This window comes from uncultured Jatrophihabitans sp. (assembly GCF_964252635.1).
GTDB lineage: Bacteria > Actinomycetota > Actinomycetes > Mycobacteriales > Jatrophihabitantaceae > Jatrophihabitans.
The window spans coordinates 137,157-153,088 of the sequence record NZ_CAXUNP010000003.1 but is presented as its reverse complement, the minus strand read 5'-3'; the positions used below and the strand labels follow the sequence as shown (position 1 = coordinate 153,088).

Below are 15,932 nucleotides of genomic sequence, written 5' to 3'. Positions count from 1 at the left end.
GCCCTGCTGCTGACCGCCCTGGCCGTAGCTGCCCTGGCCGTAGCCCTGCTGCCCCTGCGCCGCATAGCCGGACCCGGCGTCCGATGCGCCGTAACCGCCGGCGCCGTAGCCGGCGGCCGGTTGTGCCGTGCCGCCCTCGGCGCCCGGCTGGAAGGTCGGGTTGACGCGGGTCTCCGGTGCCCCGGTCGCAGCACCGGACTGCGCGGCTGCCTGCGCCTGCGTCCCGGACGAGCCGGCGCCGCGGCGCTGGCCGGTCCAGCTCTGGCCGTCCCAATACTGCTCGGCATGGGAATCCTGTGGGTCTGGGTACCACCCGGCTTCTGCCACTGCATACCTTCCGTCGTTGCTCGGTCGAGTTCCGTCGTTGCCCGGTCGAGCAGTGATGATCACACGAAACGGGCCGACACCGCGCGCCTTCCGGCCGGCCGGCACGCTCGGGCTCCCTAGAATTAGGGCATGTCTCGCGTTCTGCTCGCTACCTGTGGCCGATTACCGGTTGGTGACGAGGACGCCGGGCTGCTGGAATCTGCCCTCCGAACCGAGGGAATCGACCCGGTATGGGCGGTATGGGACGACCCGGGCGCGGACTGGGCCACCGACCTCGTCGTCCTGCGTTCGACGTGGGACTACACCGCGCGGCGTGCCGACTTCCTGTCCTGGGCCGCGGCCGTGCCGCGGCTCGCGAACTCCGCCGACGTCGTCGACTGGAACAGCGACAAGGTCTATCTCGCGGACCTCGCCGGGGCCGGCGTCCCGGTGGTCGCCACGTCGACCCCGAACTCCGGCGACACCGCGGTGTTCCCGCCGGCGGCCGAAGTGGTGGTGAAGCCCTCCGTCGGTTCGGGGTCGCGAGACGTCGGCCGCTTCCGCACCGACGAGGCCGGTCTGGACGCGGCCAGGACCCACGTCGACCGGCTGCGGGACGGCGGGTACACCGCCCTCGTGCAGCCCTACCTGGCCGACGTCGACACGCGCGGCGAGACCGCACTGGTCTACGTCGAGGGACGGTTCAGCCACGCCGCGCGCAAGGGGCCGATGCTGGCGGCCGGCCACGCACCCTTCACGGGTGACGACACCCCCGAGCGTGCGCTGTACAAGGCCGAGGCCATCGCGGCGCGCGAGCCCGACGCCGCGGAGCTCGCGGTCGGCGAGCAGGCTCTCGCCGCGGTGCGCGCGCGCTTCGGCACCCCGCTCTACGCCCGGGTCGACCTGCTGCCGGCCCCGGACGGGCCGGTGGTCGTGGAGCTCGAGCTCGTGGAGCCGTCGCTGTTCCTGGCGCAGGCCGACCACGCCGCCGCGACCTTCGCCGCAGCGATCGCCGCCCGCGCATGAGCGCGCCCCAGGCGAGTGCCGGGTCGCCGTTCCCTGCGATGGCGGACGGGCGGCTGCGCGCGCTGCGGCGGATGAAGGCCATCTCCGGCGCGCTGCTGCTCGTCGCCGCGGTCGTGTACGTCCTGTGCCGCGCCCTCACCGACAGCGACGGCGTCTGGGGGTACGTGCAGGCCACGGCCGAGGCGTCCATGGTCGGTGGTCTCGCCGACTGGTTCGCCGTCACCGCACTGTTCCGGCACCCGTTGCGCCTGCCGATCCCGCACACCGCGATCATCCCGCGCAAGAAGGACCAGATCGGTGAGGGCCTGGCCAGCTTCGTCCGCGAGTACTTCCTCACCACCGAGATCCTCAGCGAGCGCCTCGCCGCGGCTCGTGTCCCGCAGCGCGTGGGCCAGTGGCTGGCCGACCCCGAGCACGCCGCGCGGCTGGCGCAGGAGCTCAGCCAGAGCGTCAGCGGGATGGCGGCCATGCTGCGCGACGACCAGCTACGCCACTCGGTGGCGACCTTCGCCGACAAGCGGCTGCGCCAGACCGACATGTCGCCGCTGCTCGCGCGGCTGCTCGAGGCGGTCTGCGACTCGGGCCAGCACCAGGCCGCGCTGACGAGCACGCTGAAGGGTCTGCAGACCTTCCTGCGCGAGAACCGCAGCGAGTTGCGGCGCCGCGTGGCCGACGAGAGCCCGGACTGGGTGCCGGACTGGGTCGACGACCGGGTCTTCAACAAGGGCTTCCAGCTGCTGCAGTCGTTCGTGGCGGATGTGGTTGCCGACGACGGCCACGGGCTGCGCAAGGGCTTCGACGACCAGCTGCGGGCCCTGGCCGAGCGGCTGCGCCATGATCCTGAGCAGATCGCGAAGGTCGAGCAGACCAAGCTCGAGATCCTCGACCACCCGGCCGTGCACGCGTACCTCGAGGACATCTGGGGCGGGCTGAAGACCATCATCCTCGACGGCGCCGCCGATCCCGATTCCGACCTGCGCCGCTCGGCCCAGGCGCTGACCATCCGCGCCGGCGAGGTGTTGCGCGACGACCCGGCGATGCGTGCGCGGGTGAACGAGGCCCTGCAACGGCTGGCCGGGCACGTCGCGACCCACTACGCCGACGACCTGACCGACGTCATCTCCGGCACGGTGTCGCGCTGGGACACCGAGGAGACGAGCCGTCGCCTCGAGCTGCAGGTGGGACGCGACCTGCAGTTCATCCGCATCAACGGCACCGTGGTCGGCGCGCTGGCCGGGTTGGCGATCTACACGCTCAGCCAGCTGTTCTGAGCGCGACCCCGCGTCGGGCGAACGGCTCGGTCTGCAGCAGCACCTGCAGCGCGGCGAGCCACACCAGGCAGGCGCCGAGCATGTGCAGCCCCACGAGCAGCGGGGGGACGTGCAGGAAGTACTGGGTGAAGCCGATGACCCCCTGCGCCAGCTCGACGGCGAGCAGGACGACGGTGGCGCGACGGACCGCGGCGCCGGCGTGGACGGCGTAGGCGAGGACCACGAGCCCGACGGTGAGCCCGATGAGCACCATCACGACGTCGGCGTGCAGTTGCGACATCGAGGCGACCTTGAGCCCGGTGCGGTGCACCGTGTACCCGGCGCCCTTACCGCTCGTGTCCTTGTCGCCGGCGTGCGGACCGCTGCCGGTCACCACGGTGCCGACCACCAGGGTGGCCAGCGCGGCCCCGGCCGTGACCCGCGTCAGCACACGCACGAGGGGCGCCGGCAGCGGCGGCACGCCCCGCGCGTCGCGCAGGCGCCACCAGAGCAGGAAGGTGACGGCGATGACGGCCATCGACAGCATGAAGTGTGCCGCCACCAGCCACGGGTTGAGGTGGGTGAGCACCGTGAGCCCGCCGAGGACGGCCTGGGCCGGGATCCCGAGTGCGGCCCAGGTGGCCAGGCCGCGCTGCTCGCGCCGGGCCATCGCCACCAACCAGGTGGCCAGCGCCACCACGACGAGCACGACGGTCAGCTGACGGTTGGCGAACTCGATGATTCCGTGGATCGCGTACTGCCGCGTGGGGGTCAGCGAGGCGTCGGTGCAGCGGGGCCAGGTGGGGCAGCCCAGGCCCGAGTCGGTGAGCCGGACGGCTCCGCCGGTGACGACGATGACGACGTTCGCGACGACGGAGGTGAGCGCCAGCCGGCGCAGCGCGGGCCCGGTCTGCAGCCAGGCGGGGAGCCACCGCACGCCGTCCCGGGCGGGCGTGCTGCGCGACCTGGACAGCGGCTCGGTGCTCACGCCCATCGAGGCGCTGCTTCCACCGGGGTCGAGCACGCACCGTCCACAACCACGAGCGTACGGCCCGTGGCTCGGCGTCCGGTCACGAGCGCCTGCCGTGAACGCACCTGGGTGCTGAAAGGTGTGACACGCGGTGATACACCGCCGGCGTCAGCGCCGCAGGTACGCGAAGAGTCTCCCGGTCGCACCGGCGACCAGACCTGCGGCAACCGCCGTGACCACGGTCTTCCAGAACGGTGCTGACTCACCGATGACGCCCCAGGCGACGAACAGCAGGACGACGAACGTTCCCATGGCGACGAGCCACACCTGCAGGTTGCTCGCCCGGGTCTGGATGGCCATGGCTAGGTCTCGGGCTGGCCAGCTGACATACGCCGATGATGAAGCACCGTGGACCGGATGTGAAGCGTCCTGCCGAGTGTCGACGGCAGGCAGAGCGTCGGACGGCCGGCAGAACCGTCGGGGCCCGGTCACTCCCAGCGGAACCATCTGGCCGCCGCGGGCAGGGCCAGCGCCGCCCAGACGAGCAGGGTCAGGACGGGACGCAGCGGCAGGCCCGCGTGGTGCTGCAGTACCGAATGCAGACCGTCGCTGAGGGCGGCCGACGGCAGGAACTGCAGGACGTCGCGCGCCGCGGTGCCGTACTTGTCGAGCGGGATGGCGATGCCTCCGGCGAACAGCAGGATCAGCCACACGAGGTTGGCCGCCGCCAGGGTGACCTCGGCGCGCAACGTGCCCGCCACGAGCAGGCCCAGACCGCCGAAGGCCAGGGTGCCCAACGCGACCAGCAGCACGACCGAGAACGGGTCGCCGTGGGGGTGCCACGCCAGCGCGAGCCCGACAGCACAGATGAGCCCGATCTGCACGACCTCGAGCAGCAGGACGGCGAGGGTCTTGCCCAGCACGAGCGTCGAGCGCGGCAGGGCGGTGGCGCCCAGCCGCTTGAGCACGGCGTACTTGCGCTCGAAGCCGGTGCCGATCGCCAGCCCGGTGAACGCGGCCGACATCACCGCCAGGGTGATGATGCTGGGCACCACGAAGTCGATGCGCCGTGGCGTGCCCAGTGAGTACAGCAACGGCAGGTTGAAGAAGAACAACAGCAGCAGCGGAATGAGCAGCGTGAGCCCGACCTGCTCGCCGTTGCGCAGCAGCAGCCGGAACTCCATCGCGGTCTGGGCGCGCAGCATTGTGCCCCGCGAGGCGGCCGCAGGCGCCGGCGCGAACGACACGCGTTCGGGCGAGGTGTCCGGCACCGCACCTACGACGTCGGTCATGGGCGCAGCCCGCGGCCGGTGAGTTCGAGGAACACGTCCTCGAGTGTCCGCCGCTCGACGGTCAGATCACGCGCCAGCACCTGTTGCGTTGCACACCAGACGGTCAGGGTGGCCAGCAGGTCAGGGGTGACGTCACCGGTGATCAGGTAGCGGCCCGGCTCCGTCTCAACGGCGGTGCAGCCGGGGGGCAGAGCCGTGAGCAGGTCGTGCACCGGCAGTGCGGGCACGGCCCGGAACCGGATCTGGCCCTCGGCTCCCGAACGGGTGAGCTCGGCGGGGCTGCCCTGGGCGACGACCCGTCCCTGGTCGATGACCACGACGTCGTCGGCCAGCTGCTCGGCCTCGTCGAGGAAGTGGGTGGTCAGGACCACGCTGACCCCGTCGGCGCGCAGCGCGCGGATGAGATCCCAGGTGCCGTGCCGCGACTGCGGGTCCATGCCGGCGGTCGGCTCGTCCAGGAACACGAGCTCGGGGCGGCCGACGAGGGCGAGGGCAAGTGACAACCGTTGCTGCTGCCCGCCGGACAGTCGCTTGACGGCCGTCCCCGACGCCTCCGTCAGGCCCACCACCTCGAGCAGGACGTGTGGGTCCTGCGGGTTGGCCGCGTAGGACGCGAACAGGCTCAGCAGCTCCTGCGCCGTAGCCCCCGTGTACCCGCCGACGCCGTCCTGCAGCATGACCCCGACGCGAGGCCGCAGCGAAGCCGCGTCCGTGACCGGGTCGCAGCCCAGCACCCGCACCTTGCCGCCGTCGGGCCGCCGGAAGCCCTCGCAGATCTCGACCGTGGTGGTCTTGCCGGCCCCGTTGGGCCCGAGCAGGGCCAGCACCGTGCCGGTCGCCACCTGCATCGACAGCCCGTCGACCGCGCGGTGGTCGCCGTAGGCCTTCACGAGGTCGACGACCTCCAGGGCCGGCCCCGACGGGGCACAGGATGCGGACACCCCCACAGTCTAGGAACGGAGGCCGTCCGTCCCCGCCGCGCCTCAGGCGGTGGTGGTGGACGAACCGGCGAACGCGTCGATGTAGTGCTGCCCCGAGAGCGCCTGCACGCTCTCCCGCACGGTCTCGGTGACCTCCCGCAGGACCCGGGAGCTGCGTTCCCGGTCGGCGAGGTGGCCGAAGTGCAGCGGGGCGCCGAAGTGGACCTCGACCGGGACGCGGTGCCACATCTTGCTGCCGGGCGGCTGGGCCGCACGGGTGCCGACGAGCCCGACGGGCACGACCGGCGCCCCGCTGCGCAGGGCCAGGCGGGCCACGCCGGTCCGGAACTTGTGCAGGTGCCCGTCGGGGGAGCGGGTGCCCTCGGGATAGATGCCCAGCGTGCGACCGTCGGCGAGGACCTCGACGCCGATGTCGATGACCGCGGCGGCCGAGCGGGTGTCGGACCGGGCGACGGGCACGTGGCCCATGCCGTTGAAGAAGCCGGCCATCACGGCGCCCTTGAGGCCCGGTGTGGTGAAGTACTCGGCCTTCGCGAAGTAACACACCTGGCGGCGCGTCGCGATCGGCGTGAAGATCTCGTCGGCGAAGGACACGTGGTTCGCCGCAAGGATGACCGGTTCGCCCTCGGGCGGCAGGTGGTGCAGGCCGGTCACGGCCGGGCGGTAGACCGTGCGCAGCGCCGGGGCGACGGTCAGCTGGAGGGCGCGGTAGAGCACGGCGAGAACCTATCGCGTCGCCCTTCCGGCGCAGGTGTGACGCATCAGGCCCCGACCGGGCGGGTCCCCTTCGTGAATACGGTCGGCAAATACGTCATACTGATGTTGTGAAAATGTCGACCGTCGCCGCCACCGGGCCGCTGGTGCCCGATGGCGGCTGCGACCGGACGGCCGACCGGACCCGCGACGCGGTGGCCCGGACGGTGCTCGAGCAGGGGCCGCAGAGCGCCGCCGCCCTGGCCGAGCAGCTGGGCTTGTCGGCGGCCGCCATTCGCCGCCACCTGGACGCGCTGGTCGTCGACGGCGTGCTCGTCGAGCGCGACCCCCGCCCCAACGCCGCCCGCGGACGGGGCCGACCGGCCCGCACCTATGCGGTCACTGACGCCGGTCGCGCGTCGTTCCCGCATGCCTACGACGACCTCGCCAACACCGCGCTGCGCTACCTGCGCGACACCGGTGGGGAGCAGGCCGTCGCCGCCTTCGCGGCGCACCGGGCCGAGCAGCTGGCCGGCCTGCTGGCCGACCGGGTCGACCACGACGCGCCGCTCACCTCGCGCACCGACGCCCTCGCCGGCGGCCTGACCGAGCACGGTTACGCTTCGACCACGCAGGCGGTCGGAGCCTCGGGCCAGGACAGCACCGGTGTGCAGATCTGCCAGCACCATTGCCCGGTCGCGCACGTCGCCGCCGAGTTCCCGCAATTGTGTGAAGCGGAAACACGTGCGTTCGAACAGGTGTTGGGCACCTATGTACAGCGCCTGGCCACGATCGCGCACGGCGACGGCGTCTGCACCACGCACGTTCCGTACCGACCCGCACCCCCACGCACCACCCACCCGATCCGGGAGGACCGCACATGACCACCGCACCAGAACGCACCCTGACGCAGGACGAGCAGATCGACGCCCTCGGCCGGTACGGCTTCGGCTGGGCCGACAGCGACGTCGCCGGCGCCAGCGCGCAGCGTGGCCTCTCCGAGGCGGTGGTGCGTGACATCTCGGCCAAGAAGAGCGAGCCCGAGTGGATGCTCGCCCACCGGCTCAAGGCGCTGTCGATCTTCGACAAGAAGCCGATGCCGAGCTGGGGTTCGGACCTGTCCGACATCCACTTCGACAACATCAAGTACTTCGTGCGGTCCACCGAGAAGCAGGCTGCCACCTGGGACGACCTGCCGGCCGACATCAAGAGCACCTACGACAAGCTCGGCATCCCCGAGGCGGAGAAGCAGCGCCTCGTCTCCGGTGTGGCCGCGCAGTACGAGTCCGAGGTGGTCTACCACCAGATCAACGAGGAGCTCGAGAAGCAGGGTGTCATCTTCATGGACACCGACACCGGCCTCAAGGAGCACCCGGAGCTGTTCCAGGAGTACTTCGGCTCGGTCATCCCCTCGGGTGACAACAAGTTCTCCGCACTCAACTCGGCGGTGTGGTCCGGCGGCTCGTTCATCTACGTGCCCAAGGGCGTGCATGTCGAGATCCCGCTGCAGGCCTACTTCCGGATCAACACCGAGAACATGGGCCAGTTCGAGCGCACGCTGATCATCGTCGACGAGGACGCCTACGTGCACTACGTCGAGGGCTGCACCGCGCCGATCTACAGCTCGGACTCGCTGCACTCGGCCGTCGTCGAGATCGTCGTGAAGAAGGGCGGCCGCTGCCGCTACACGACCATCCAGAACTGGTCGAACAACGTCTACAACCTGGTCACCAAGCGGGCCAAGGCCGAGGCCGGCGCCACCATGGAGTGGGTCGACGGCAACATCGGCTCCAAGGTCACCATGAAGTACCCGGCCGTCTGGATGACCGGCGAGTACGCCAAGGGCGAGGTGCTCTCCATCGCCTTCGCGGGGGAGGGCCAGCACCAGGACGCCGGCGCCAAGATGCTGCACCTGGCGCCCCACACGTCCTCGACGATCATCTCGAAGTCGGTGGCGCGCGGCGGTGGCCGCACCAGCTACCGCGGTCTCGTCCAGGTCAACAAGGGCGCCCACCACAGCAAGTCGACGGTGAAGTGCGACGCCCTGCTGGTCGACGACATCAGCCGGTCGGACACCTACCCCTACGTCGACGTCCGCGAGGACGACGTCTCGATGGGTCACGAGGCCACCGTGTCGAAGGTGAGCGAGGACCAGCTGTTCTACCTGATGAGCCGCGGCCTGTCCGAGGACGAGGCCATGGCCATGGTCGTCCGCGGGTTCGTCGAGCCCATCGCCCGTGAGCTGCCGATGGAGTACGCCCTCGAGCTCAACCGCCTGATCGAACTGCAGATGGAGGGAGCGGTCGGCTGAGCCGTCCGCCACGCACATGACCGCACTGCTTCAACCCACGGGCTCGCCCGCGGAACGTTTCACCTCACGTGACCCCGAGGCGTTCGAGGCCCCGTCGAGCCGCGACGAGGACTGGCGCTTCAGCCCGATCAGCAAGCTGCGCCCGTTCTTCGAGCCGTTCGACGAGGACCTCGTCGTCGAGGGCACCACCACGGTGCCCGACGGGGCGCGGGTCGACATCGTCGACCCGCAGACGGTCCCGGCCTTCGGCTCGGTGCTGACGCCGGCCGACAAGGCCAGCGCCATCGCGATGACGCAGGCCCGCAAGGGCACGCACACCGTCATCGACGCGAACGCCGAGCTCACCGAACCCGTCGTCATCGAGCGTTTCGGCGTCAGCGGTCGTGGCTACTCGCACCACATCGTCGAGGCCGGTGCGAACTCGCACGCCACCGTCGTGTTCGACCACCGCGGGGCGCTGACCGTGTCCGGCAACGTCGAGATCGTCGTCGGTGACGGTGCCCAGCTGACCATGGTCGCGCTCTACGACTGCGGCCCGTCCGCCGTGCTCCTCGTGGCCCACGCCGCCAAGGTCGGCCGGGATGCGACGTTCCGCCACGTCAACATCGGTCTCGGTGGTGGCGTCGTGCGCGTCGCCCCGACCGTGCAGTACGCCGGCCCGGGCGGTCGCGCCGAGTTGCTCGGCGTCGCGTTCGCCGAGGCCGGCCAGCACATCGAGACCCGTCTGTTCGTCGACCACGCGGTGCCGCAGTGCAGTTCCGACGTGCTCTACAAGCACGCCCTGCAGGGCGACACGGCCCGCACGGTGTGGATCGGTGACGTCCGGATCCGGCCCGAGGCCACCGGCACGCAGACCTACGAGATGAACCGAAACCTGCTGCTGTCCGACGGTGCGCGCGCCGACTCGGTCCCCAACCTGGAGATCCAGACCGGCAACATCGCCGGCGCCGGCCACGCCAGCGCCACGGGCCGCTTCGACGACCTGCAGCTGTTCTACCTGCAGTCCCGCGGTATCCCCGAGGACGAGGCCCGCCGCCTGGTCGTGCGCGGGTTCTTCGCCGATGTCGTCGAACGCATCGGCATCAAAGCGCTGCAGACGCGCGTCATGACCACCATCGAGGCCCGGCTGGGCTTCACCGCCGAAGCCATCGACACCGAAGATTCTGAGGACGAGACCGCATGAGCACCCTGGAGATCCGCGACCTGCACGTCACCGTCGGCGACGCCGAGGGCACCACCGAGATCCTGAAGGGCGTCGACCTCACCGTCTCCTCCGGCGAGACGCACGCCATCATGGGCCCGAACGGGTCGGGCAAGTCGACGCTGGCCTACTCGATCGCCGGCCACCCGAAGTACACGGTCACCGGCGGCACCGTCACCCTCGACGGGGCCGACGTGCTGGCCATGACCGTCGACGAGCGCGCCCGCGCCGGGCTGTTCCTGGCGATGCAGTACCCGGTCGAGGTACCCGGCGTGTCGGTGTCGAACTTCCTGCGCACGGCAGCCACCGCCGTCCGCGGCGAGGCCCCGAAGCTGCGGACCTGGGTCAAGGAGGTCAACACCTCCATGGCCGAGCTGGAGATGGACAAGGCCTTCGCCGACCGCAGCGTCAACGAGGGCTTCTCCGGCGGCGAGAAGAAGCGCCACGAGATCCTGCAGCTGGAGCTGCTCCAGCCCAAGATCGCGATCCTCGACGAGACCGACTCCGGCCTGGACGTCGACGCCCTGCGCGTCGTCAGCGCCGGTGTGAACCGCGCTCGTGAGGGCGGCATCGGCACCCTGCTGATCACGCACTACACGCGCATCCTGAACTACATCCACCCCGACTTCGTGCACGTCTTCTTCGACGGGCGCATCGCGGAGTCCGGTGGCCCCGAGCTCGCGCAGAAGCTGGAGACCGAGGGTTACCACCGCTTCGGGGTGAACGAGACGGCGAGCGCGTAGCCATGACCGTCGGAGGGCTCGACGTCGAGGCGGTCCGCAAGGACTTCCCGATCCTGGCGCGCGAGGTGCACGGCGTCCCGCTCGTCTACCTCGACAGCGCCAACAGCGCCCAGAAGCCGCAGGTGGTCATCGACGCCGAGGCCGACCTGTACGCGAACCACTACGCGAACGTCGCGCGTGCCGTTCACACCCTCGGCAGCGAGGTCACCAACGCCTACGAGGGCGCCCGCGACAAGGTGGCTGCGTTCCTGAACGCGCCGTCGCGGGACGAGGTCATCTTCACCCGCAACATCACCGAGGCCCTCAACCTGCTGGCCTACTCCTTCTCGAACGCGTCGACGTTCCCGGGAGCCGAGGGTCTCGCGCTCGGCCCGGGTGACGAGATCGTGGTCACCGAGATGGAGCACCACAGCAACATCGTCCCGTGGCAGCAGCTGGCGCAGCGCACCGGTGCCACGTTCCGGTGGATCCCGGTCGACACCGACGGCCCGAATGCGGGGCGGCTGCAGGACGCGATGATCGACGAGGTCATCACCGAGCGCACGAAGATCGTGGCCTTCGCCTACGTGTCGAACGCGCTGGGCACCGTCAACCCCGTCAAGCGGATCGTCGAACGCGCTCGGTCGGTCGGCGCCGTCACCATCCTCGACGCCGCGCAGGCCGCGCCGCACCTGCCGCTCGACGTCCAGGACCTCGGCGTCGACTTCCTGGCCTTCACCGGTCACAAGGTCTACGGGCCCACCGGTGTCGGCGTGCTCTGGGGGCGCTACGACCTGCTCGCCGCGCTGCCGCCTTTCCTCGGCGGTGGCGAGATGATCGAGACCGTCAGCATGGAGGGTTCGACCTTCGCCGCGCCGCCGCACCGTTTCGAGGCCGGCACACCGATGATCGCCCAGGCCGTCGCGTTGGGTACGGCCATCGACTGGCTCACCGAACTGGGGCTCGACCGCGTCCGCGAGTACGAGCACGAGATCACCGGGTACGCCCTCGAGCGGCTGCAGGCCGTCCCCGGCCTGACCGTCATCGGCCCGGCCGACAACGTCGACCGCGGCGCCACCATCTCCTTCACGATCGACGGGGTGCACCCGCACGACGTCGCCCAGTTGCTCGACGAGTACGGCATCGCGGTCCGCGCCGGTCACCACTGCGCGCGGCCGGTGTGCGTGCGTTACGGAATACCGGCGACCACGCGGGCGTCGTTCGGGGTGTACACGACCACCGACGAGATCGACCAGCTCGTGGTGGGTCTCAGCAAGGTCGCGGAGATGTTCGCCAGATGAGCGCTCGCACGGAGAAGGCACGATGACCGAGTCGATGTACCAGGAGATCATCCTGGACCACTACAAGCACCCGCAGCACCGCGGCCTGCCCGAGACGTACGACGCCGAGGTGCACCACGTCAACCCGACCTGTGGTGACGAGGTCACCCTGCGCGTCCGCGTCGTCGACGGCGAGATCGCCGAGCTGGGCTGGGACGGCGAGGGCTGTTCCATCAGCCAGGCGTCCACGTCGGTGATGAGCGGGCTCGTGAGCGGCAAGCCGGTCTCCGACGCGCTCGAGCTGGAGGCCCGCTTCCTGCAGCTCATGCAGTCGCGTGGCACGGCCGAGCTCAGCGAGGACGAGGCCGACGAGCTCGAGGACGCCGTCGCGTTCGAGGGCGTCTCGAAGTACCCGGCACGCGTGAAGTGCGCGCTGCTGGGCTGGATGGCCATGAAGAGCGCCGTGGCCTCTGCCGGGGCCACACCGGCCGAACCGACGACAGCCGAAGGAAGGGCGTCATGACCGCAGCCACCACCGTTCCGTCACGCGACGAGATCGACGAGGCGATGCGCGACGTCGTCGACCCCGAGCTCGGCATCAACGTCGTCGACCTGGGTCTCGTGTACGACGTAACCGTCGACGAGGCCGAGAGCGGCGTCGTGATCACCCTGGACATGACCCTGACCTCGGCGGCGTGCCCGCTCACCGACGTCATCGAGGACCAGGCGCACTCGGCCCTGACCGGCGGCCCGAAGCCGCTGGCCACCGACGCCAAGATCAACTGGGTCTGGATGCCGCCGTGGGGCCCGGACAAGATCACCGACGACGGCCGGGAGCAGCTGAGGGCCCTGGGCTTCAACGTATGAGCGCCTACTGGGTCACGACCTACCGCGAGGTCCTTAACCAGGACAAGGTGGCCGCGTACGCCGCCCTCGCCGGCCCTGCCCTCGAGGCGGCCGGCGGCACGTTCGTCGCCCGGGGCATGCCCGAGCAGGTGTACGAGGAGGGGGCTGAGACGCGCGTCGTCGTCATCCGCTTCGATTCGGTGCAGGCCGCGCGTGACGCCCACGACAGCCCCGCCTACGCCGAGGCACTGGCCGCGCTCGACGGGGGAGCGGTCCGAGACATGCGGATCGTCCCCGGCGTCGACTAGGTCTCGCCTCGCGCAGGAGCCCACCGGTGCCGGCGCCCACCGCGTCCACCAAGGACCGACGCCTGGTTAGCGGGCCGCGTGCGCTGGATACGACAGGTCAATGGCTGACGCACCGCGTGACGGCGGCCCCCTTCCCGGGGCACGCGCCGACATCGACCCGGACTTCTTCGGGTACCGCTCGCTGCTCGACCCCGACGAGCAAGCCCTGCTGGCCGGCTTACGGGCCTGGCTCACCGGGAACGTGGCGCCCATCGCCGACGACTACTGGTCGCGGTCGGAGTTCCCACATCAGCTGATCCCGGAGCTGGCGGAGCTCGACGTCATGGGTCTGTCGATCGACCTCGCCGACCGCAAGGCCCGGCGCCGGTTGCTGTCCGGGTTCGTCGGGCTGGAGTTCGCGCGCATCGACGCCTCGTTCGCCTCGTTCTACGGCGTCCACAGCGGGCTGGCCATGGGCAGCATCGCCCAGTGCGGCTCCGACGAGCAGCGTGAGCGCTGGCTGCCCGCGATGCGCCACCTCGACCAGGTCGGCGCGTTCGGGCTCACCGAGCCGCACGGCGGCTCGGACGTCGCGGGCGGCCTCGAGACGACGGCACGCCGCGACGGTGACGAGTGGGTACTGGACGGCGCGAAGCGGTGGATCGGCAACGGCACGTTCGCGGACCTGGTGGTGGTCTGGGCCAAGGACGTCACGGACGGCAGCGACGGTGGGGTCCGCGGCTTCGTGGTCGAGAAGGACATGCCCGGGTTCTCGTCGGCGAAGATGGAGAACAAGATGGCGCTGCGCATCACGCAGAACGCCGACCTGACCCTGGACGGCGTGCGGGTGCCCGAGGCGAACCGGCTGCAGCACGCCGACTCCTTCGACGACACCAACTCCATCCTGCGCAGCACGCGCGGCAGCGTGGCGTGGAGCGCCGTCGGCGTCATGACCGCCGTCTACGAGATCGCGGTGCAGTACGCCAAGGACCGCGTGCAGTTCGGCCGGCCCATCGGTGCGAACCAGCTGGTCCAGGACCTGCTCGCCCGCATCCTCGGCAACCTGACCGCGTCCCTCGGCATGGCCGTGCGCGGCGCCCAGCTGCAGGACGACGGCGTGTTCCACGACGAGCAGGGAGCACTGGCGAAGTCGTTCTGCACGTCCCGGCTGCGTGAGTGTGTCGGTTGGGCACGTGAGATCCTGGGCGGCAACGGCATCCTGCTGGAGTACGGCATCGCCCGACCCTTCAACGACGCCGAGGCGCTGTACTCCTACGAGGGCACGCGCGAGATCAACACCCTCATCGTCGGGCGTTCGATCACCGGACTGTCCGCCTTCACCTGATCGGAGCACCCATGGCCGGCACGTCCACCACCTCGCCCACGGTGAAGGCGTTCCGGCTCGTGGCGGTTCTCGAGGCGACGTCCTGGCTGATCCTCATCGTGGCGACGATCGTCAAGTACGCCACGTCGCCGCACAAGCAGCTCGGCGTGCAGATCATGGGCCCGATCCACGGCGTGCTGTTCATCGTGTACGTCCTGCTGGCGCTGTTCGAGGTGCGCCGGCGGGTCGGCTGGGACGGACGCACCACCGGCATCGTGCTGCTCGACTCGATCATCCCGTTCGGCGGTTTCGTGGTGGCCCGCCGCAACGACCTGCGCTGATCCCGCGAGGGCGACCCGTCCGTCCTGCGCCGCCCGTCCTGGGCGGGGACGCCGCCCGGTACTCCCCAGGCGCGGCCGAGGCCAGTGCTAGCCGAGGTTCGACGTGGAGAACGTGTCGCACTGCAGCGCGTCGCCGCTGCGGTAGCCGGTCGTCAGCCACTTCTTGCGCTGCGCCGACGACCCGTGGGTGAAGCTGTCGGGATCGACGGTGCCGTTGCCCAGCTTCTTCTGGATGTAGTCGTCGCCGATGCGCTGCGCGGTGTCGACGGCGCTGTCGAGGTCGGCCTGGGTGATGCCGGTGATCAGCGCCGGGTGACCGCCCGCAGGCTGGCTGGCGTGGTTCATCCAGACGCCGGCGTAGCAGTCGGCCTGCAGCTCCAGGCGCACCGAGTCCGAGGACGCACCCTGGCGCGTACGTACCTTCGACTCGGTGCCGAGCAGATCCTGCACATGGTGGCCGTACTCGTGGGCGAGCACGTAGGCGTTGACCAGCGGGCCACCCTCTGCACCGAACTGGCTCTTGAGCTGGTTGTAGAAGCTGAGGTCGATGTACACGAGCTTGTCGCCCGGGCAGTAGAACGGGCCGGCGTCGCTGGTCGCCGCACCGCAGCGCGTCGACACCTGCCCGGTGAAGAACACCGTGTCGACCTCGGTGTAGGACGGCGCCGCGCCGCGGTAGTGGGTCGCCAGCGACGGGTACGCGGCGACCCAGTAGTCCTGCACCGAGTTGATGTCGGCGACGACCGCGCACTCCAGCTTGCTGTTCGCGTCGGCGCCGGTCTTGCACTCCCGGGCGAGGTCGGTGTTGCTCGCCGTCGCCGGGTTGTTGCCCTGGCCCAACTGCCCCAGCACACCCTGGCCGCCGCCGGACCCGCCGCGGCTCAGCAGCAGCACCACCACGCCCACGACGACGATGACGAGCACCCCGCTGAACTTGCCACTACGACCCCGGAACAGCAGCGGGATGAGCAGCCCGATGATCCCGGCGCCCGCCATGGACCCGCCGCCGGACCCACCGCGGGAGTCCGTCACCTCCGAGGTGTCGAGCTGCGCGTCGTCGTTGTATCGCACGACTCACTCCGATCGGTCGGTCCGGGTCGTCCCACCTTGTACCGTAGACGGGTGATCCAGCGGGAGTGACC

General features: G+C 70.4%; 19 protein-coding genes. 12 read left to right on the top strand and 7 right to left on the bottom strand.

Going from position 1 to position 15,932, the window contains the following annotated elements; translation table 11 throughout:
- Positions 1-327 (bottom strand): DUF2510 domain-containing protein (locus ACFFCA_RS02600; protein WP_375481513.1); only part of this gene is annotated, 327 nt, incomplete at its 3' end.
- A 129-nt stretch (positions 328-456) separates the two neighbouring features.
- On the opposite strand from ACFFCA_RS02600, the gene ACFFCA_RS02595 reads away from it, so the two are divergent.
- Entirely contained in the window at positions 457-1,332 is an 876-nt protein-coding gene (locus tag ACFFCA_RS02595; RefSeq protein ID WP_375481511.1) for a RimK family alpha-L-glutamate ligase, read from the top strand.
- On the top strand, positions 1,329-2,603 hold the full coding sequence (locus tag ACFFCA_RS02590) for a DUF445 domain-containing protein (protein ID WP_375481509.1): 1,275 nt from the start codon (positions 1,329-1,331) through the stop codon (positions 2,601-2,603). Before ACFFCA_RS02595 ends, ACFFCA_RS02590 begins: the two co-directional genes overlap by 4 nt.
- Here ACFFCA_RS02590 and ACFFCA_RS02585 read toward each other — a convergent pair.
- The 5 genes from ACFFCA_RS02585 to ACFFCA_RS02565 all read right to left on the bottom strand — a co-directional run bounded on the left by ACFFCA_RS02585 (position 2,587) and on the right by ACFFCA_RS02565 (position 6,502).
- Positions 2,587-3,576, bottom strand: coding sequence for a heme A synthase (locus ACFFCA_RS02585; protein WP_375481507.1), 990 nt, complete (start codon positions 3,574-3,576; stop codon positions 2,587-2,589). The genes ACFFCA_RS02590 and ACFFCA_RS02585 overlap by 17 nt on opposite strands.
- Before the next feature lie 144 nt (positions 3,577-3,720).
- On the bottom strand, positions 3,721-3,912 hold the full coding sequence (locus tag ACFFCA_RS02580) for a hypothetical protein (protein ID WP_375481505.1): 192 nt from the start codon (positions 3,910-3,912) through the stop codon (positions 3,721-3,723).
- 128 nt (positions 3,913-4,040) lie between these two features.
- Positions 4,041-4,844, bottom strand: a complete 804-nt coding sequence (locus tag ACFFCA_RS02575) for an ABC transporter permease (protein ID WP_375481503.1) — start codon at positions 4,842-4,844, stop codon at positions 4,041-4,043.
- Positions 4,841-5,785 (bottom strand): ATP-binding cassette domain-containing protein, encoded by a 945-nt coding sequence (locus tag ACFFCA_RS02570; RefSeq protein WP_375481501.1) that lies wholly within the window; start codon positions 5,783-5,785, stop codon positions 4,841-4,843. Before ACFFCA_RS02570 ends, ACFFCA_RS02575 begins: the two co-directional genes overlap by 4 nt.
- Positions 5,786-5,827: 42 nt before the next feature.
- On the bottom strand, positions 5,828-6,502 hold the full coding sequence (locus ACFFCA_RS02565) for a lysophospholipid acyltransferase family protein (RefSeq protein ID WP_375481500.1): 675 nt from the start codon (positions 6,500-6,502) through the stop codon (positions 5,828-5,830).
- A 113-nt stretch (positions 6,503-6,615) separates the two neighbouring features.
- Here ACFFCA_RS02565 and ACFFCA_RS02560 point away from each other — a divergent pair, with 113 nt between their 5' ends.
- The 10 genes from ACFFCA_RS02560 (at position 6,616) to ACFFCA_RS02515 (ending at position 14,790) form a co-directional block, all read left to right on the top strand.
- Entirely contained in the window at positions 6,616-7,362 is a 747-nt protein-coding gene (locus tag ACFFCA_RS02560; protein WP_375481498.1) for a helix-turn-helix transcriptional regulator, read from the top strand.
- Positions 7,359-8,789 (top strand): Fe-S cluster assembly protein SufB, encoded by a 1,431-nt coding sequence (gene sufB, locus ACFFCA_RS02555; RefSeq protein WP_375481496.1) that lies wholly within the window; start codon positions 7,359-7,361, stop codon positions 8,787-8,789. The genes ACFFCA_RS02560 and sufB overlap by 4 nt, the downstream gene beginning before the upstream one ends.
- A gap of 16 nt (positions 8,790-8,805) precedes the next feature.
- Positions 8,806-9,972: a Fe-S cluster assembly protein SufD gene (gene sufD / locus ACFFCA_RS02550; protein ID WP_375481494.1), complete on the top strand. Its 1,167-nt coding sequence runs from the start codon at positions 8,806-8,808 to the stop codon at positions 9,970-9,972.
- Positions 9,969-10,733, top strand: a complete 765-nt coding sequence (sufC, locus tag ACFFCA_RS02545) for a Fe-S cluster assembly ATPase SufC (protein ID WP_375481492.1) — start codon at positions 9,969-9,971, stop codon at positions 10,731-10,733. The genes sufD and sufC overlap by 4 nt, the downstream gene beginning before the upstream one ends.
- 2 nt (positions 10,734-10,735) lie before the next feature.
- Positions 10,736-12,013: a cysteine desulfurase gene (locus ACFFCA_RS02540; RefSeq protein ID WP_375481490.1), complete on the top strand. Its 1,278-nt coding sequence runs from the start codon at positions 10,736-10,738 to the stop codon at positions 12,011-12,013.
- Between the two features lie 22 nt (positions 12,014-12,035).
- Complete coding sequence (gene sufU / locus ACFFCA_RS02535; protein ID WP_375481488.1) at positions 12,036-12,515, top strand: Fe-S cluster assembly sulfur transfer protein SufU; 480 nt, start codon at positions 12,036-12,038, stop codon at positions 12,513-12,515.
- Positions 12,512-12,859 (top strand): metal-sulfur cluster assembly factor, encoded by a 348-nt coding sequence (locus tag ACFFCA_RS02530; protein WP_375481486.1) that lies wholly within the window; start codon positions 12,512-12,514, stop codon positions 12,857-12,859. Before sufU ends, ACFFCA_RS02530 begins: the two co-directional genes overlap by 4 nt.
- On the top strand, positions 12,856-13,146 hold the full coding sequence (locus tag ACFFCA_RS02525) for a DUF1330 domain-containing protein (RefSeq protein WP_375481484.1): 291 nt from the start codon (positions 12,856-12,858) through the stop codon (positions 13,144-13,146). The genes ACFFCA_RS02530 and ACFFCA_RS02525 overlap by 4 nt, the downstream gene beginning before the upstream one ends.
- A 100-nt stretch (positions 13,147-13,246) precedes the next feature.
- Positions 13,247-14,470, top strand: a complete 1,224-nt coding sequence (locus tag ACFFCA_RS02520) for an acyl-CoA dehydrogenase family protein (RefSeq protein WP_375481482.1) — start codon at positions 13,247-13,249, stop codon at positions 14,468-14,470.
- An 11-nt stretch (positions 14,471-14,481) separates the two neighbouring features.
- Positions 14,482-14,790: a DUF3817 domain-containing protein gene (locus ACFFCA_RS02515; protein WP_375481480.1), complete on the top strand. Its 309-nt coding sequence runs from the start codon at positions 14,482-14,484 to the stop codon at positions 14,788-14,790.
- Between the two features lie 87 nt (positions 14,791-14,877).
- On the opposite strand, the gene ACFFCA_RS02510 is transcribed toward ACFFCA_RS02515, so the two are convergent.
- Positions 14,878-15,861, bottom strand: coding sequence for a neutral zinc metallopeptidase (locus ACFFCA_RS02510; protein ID WP_375481479.1), 984 nt, complete (start codon positions 15,859-15,861; stop codon positions 14,878-14,880).
- Positions 15,862-15,932: the final 71 nt, after the last annotated feature.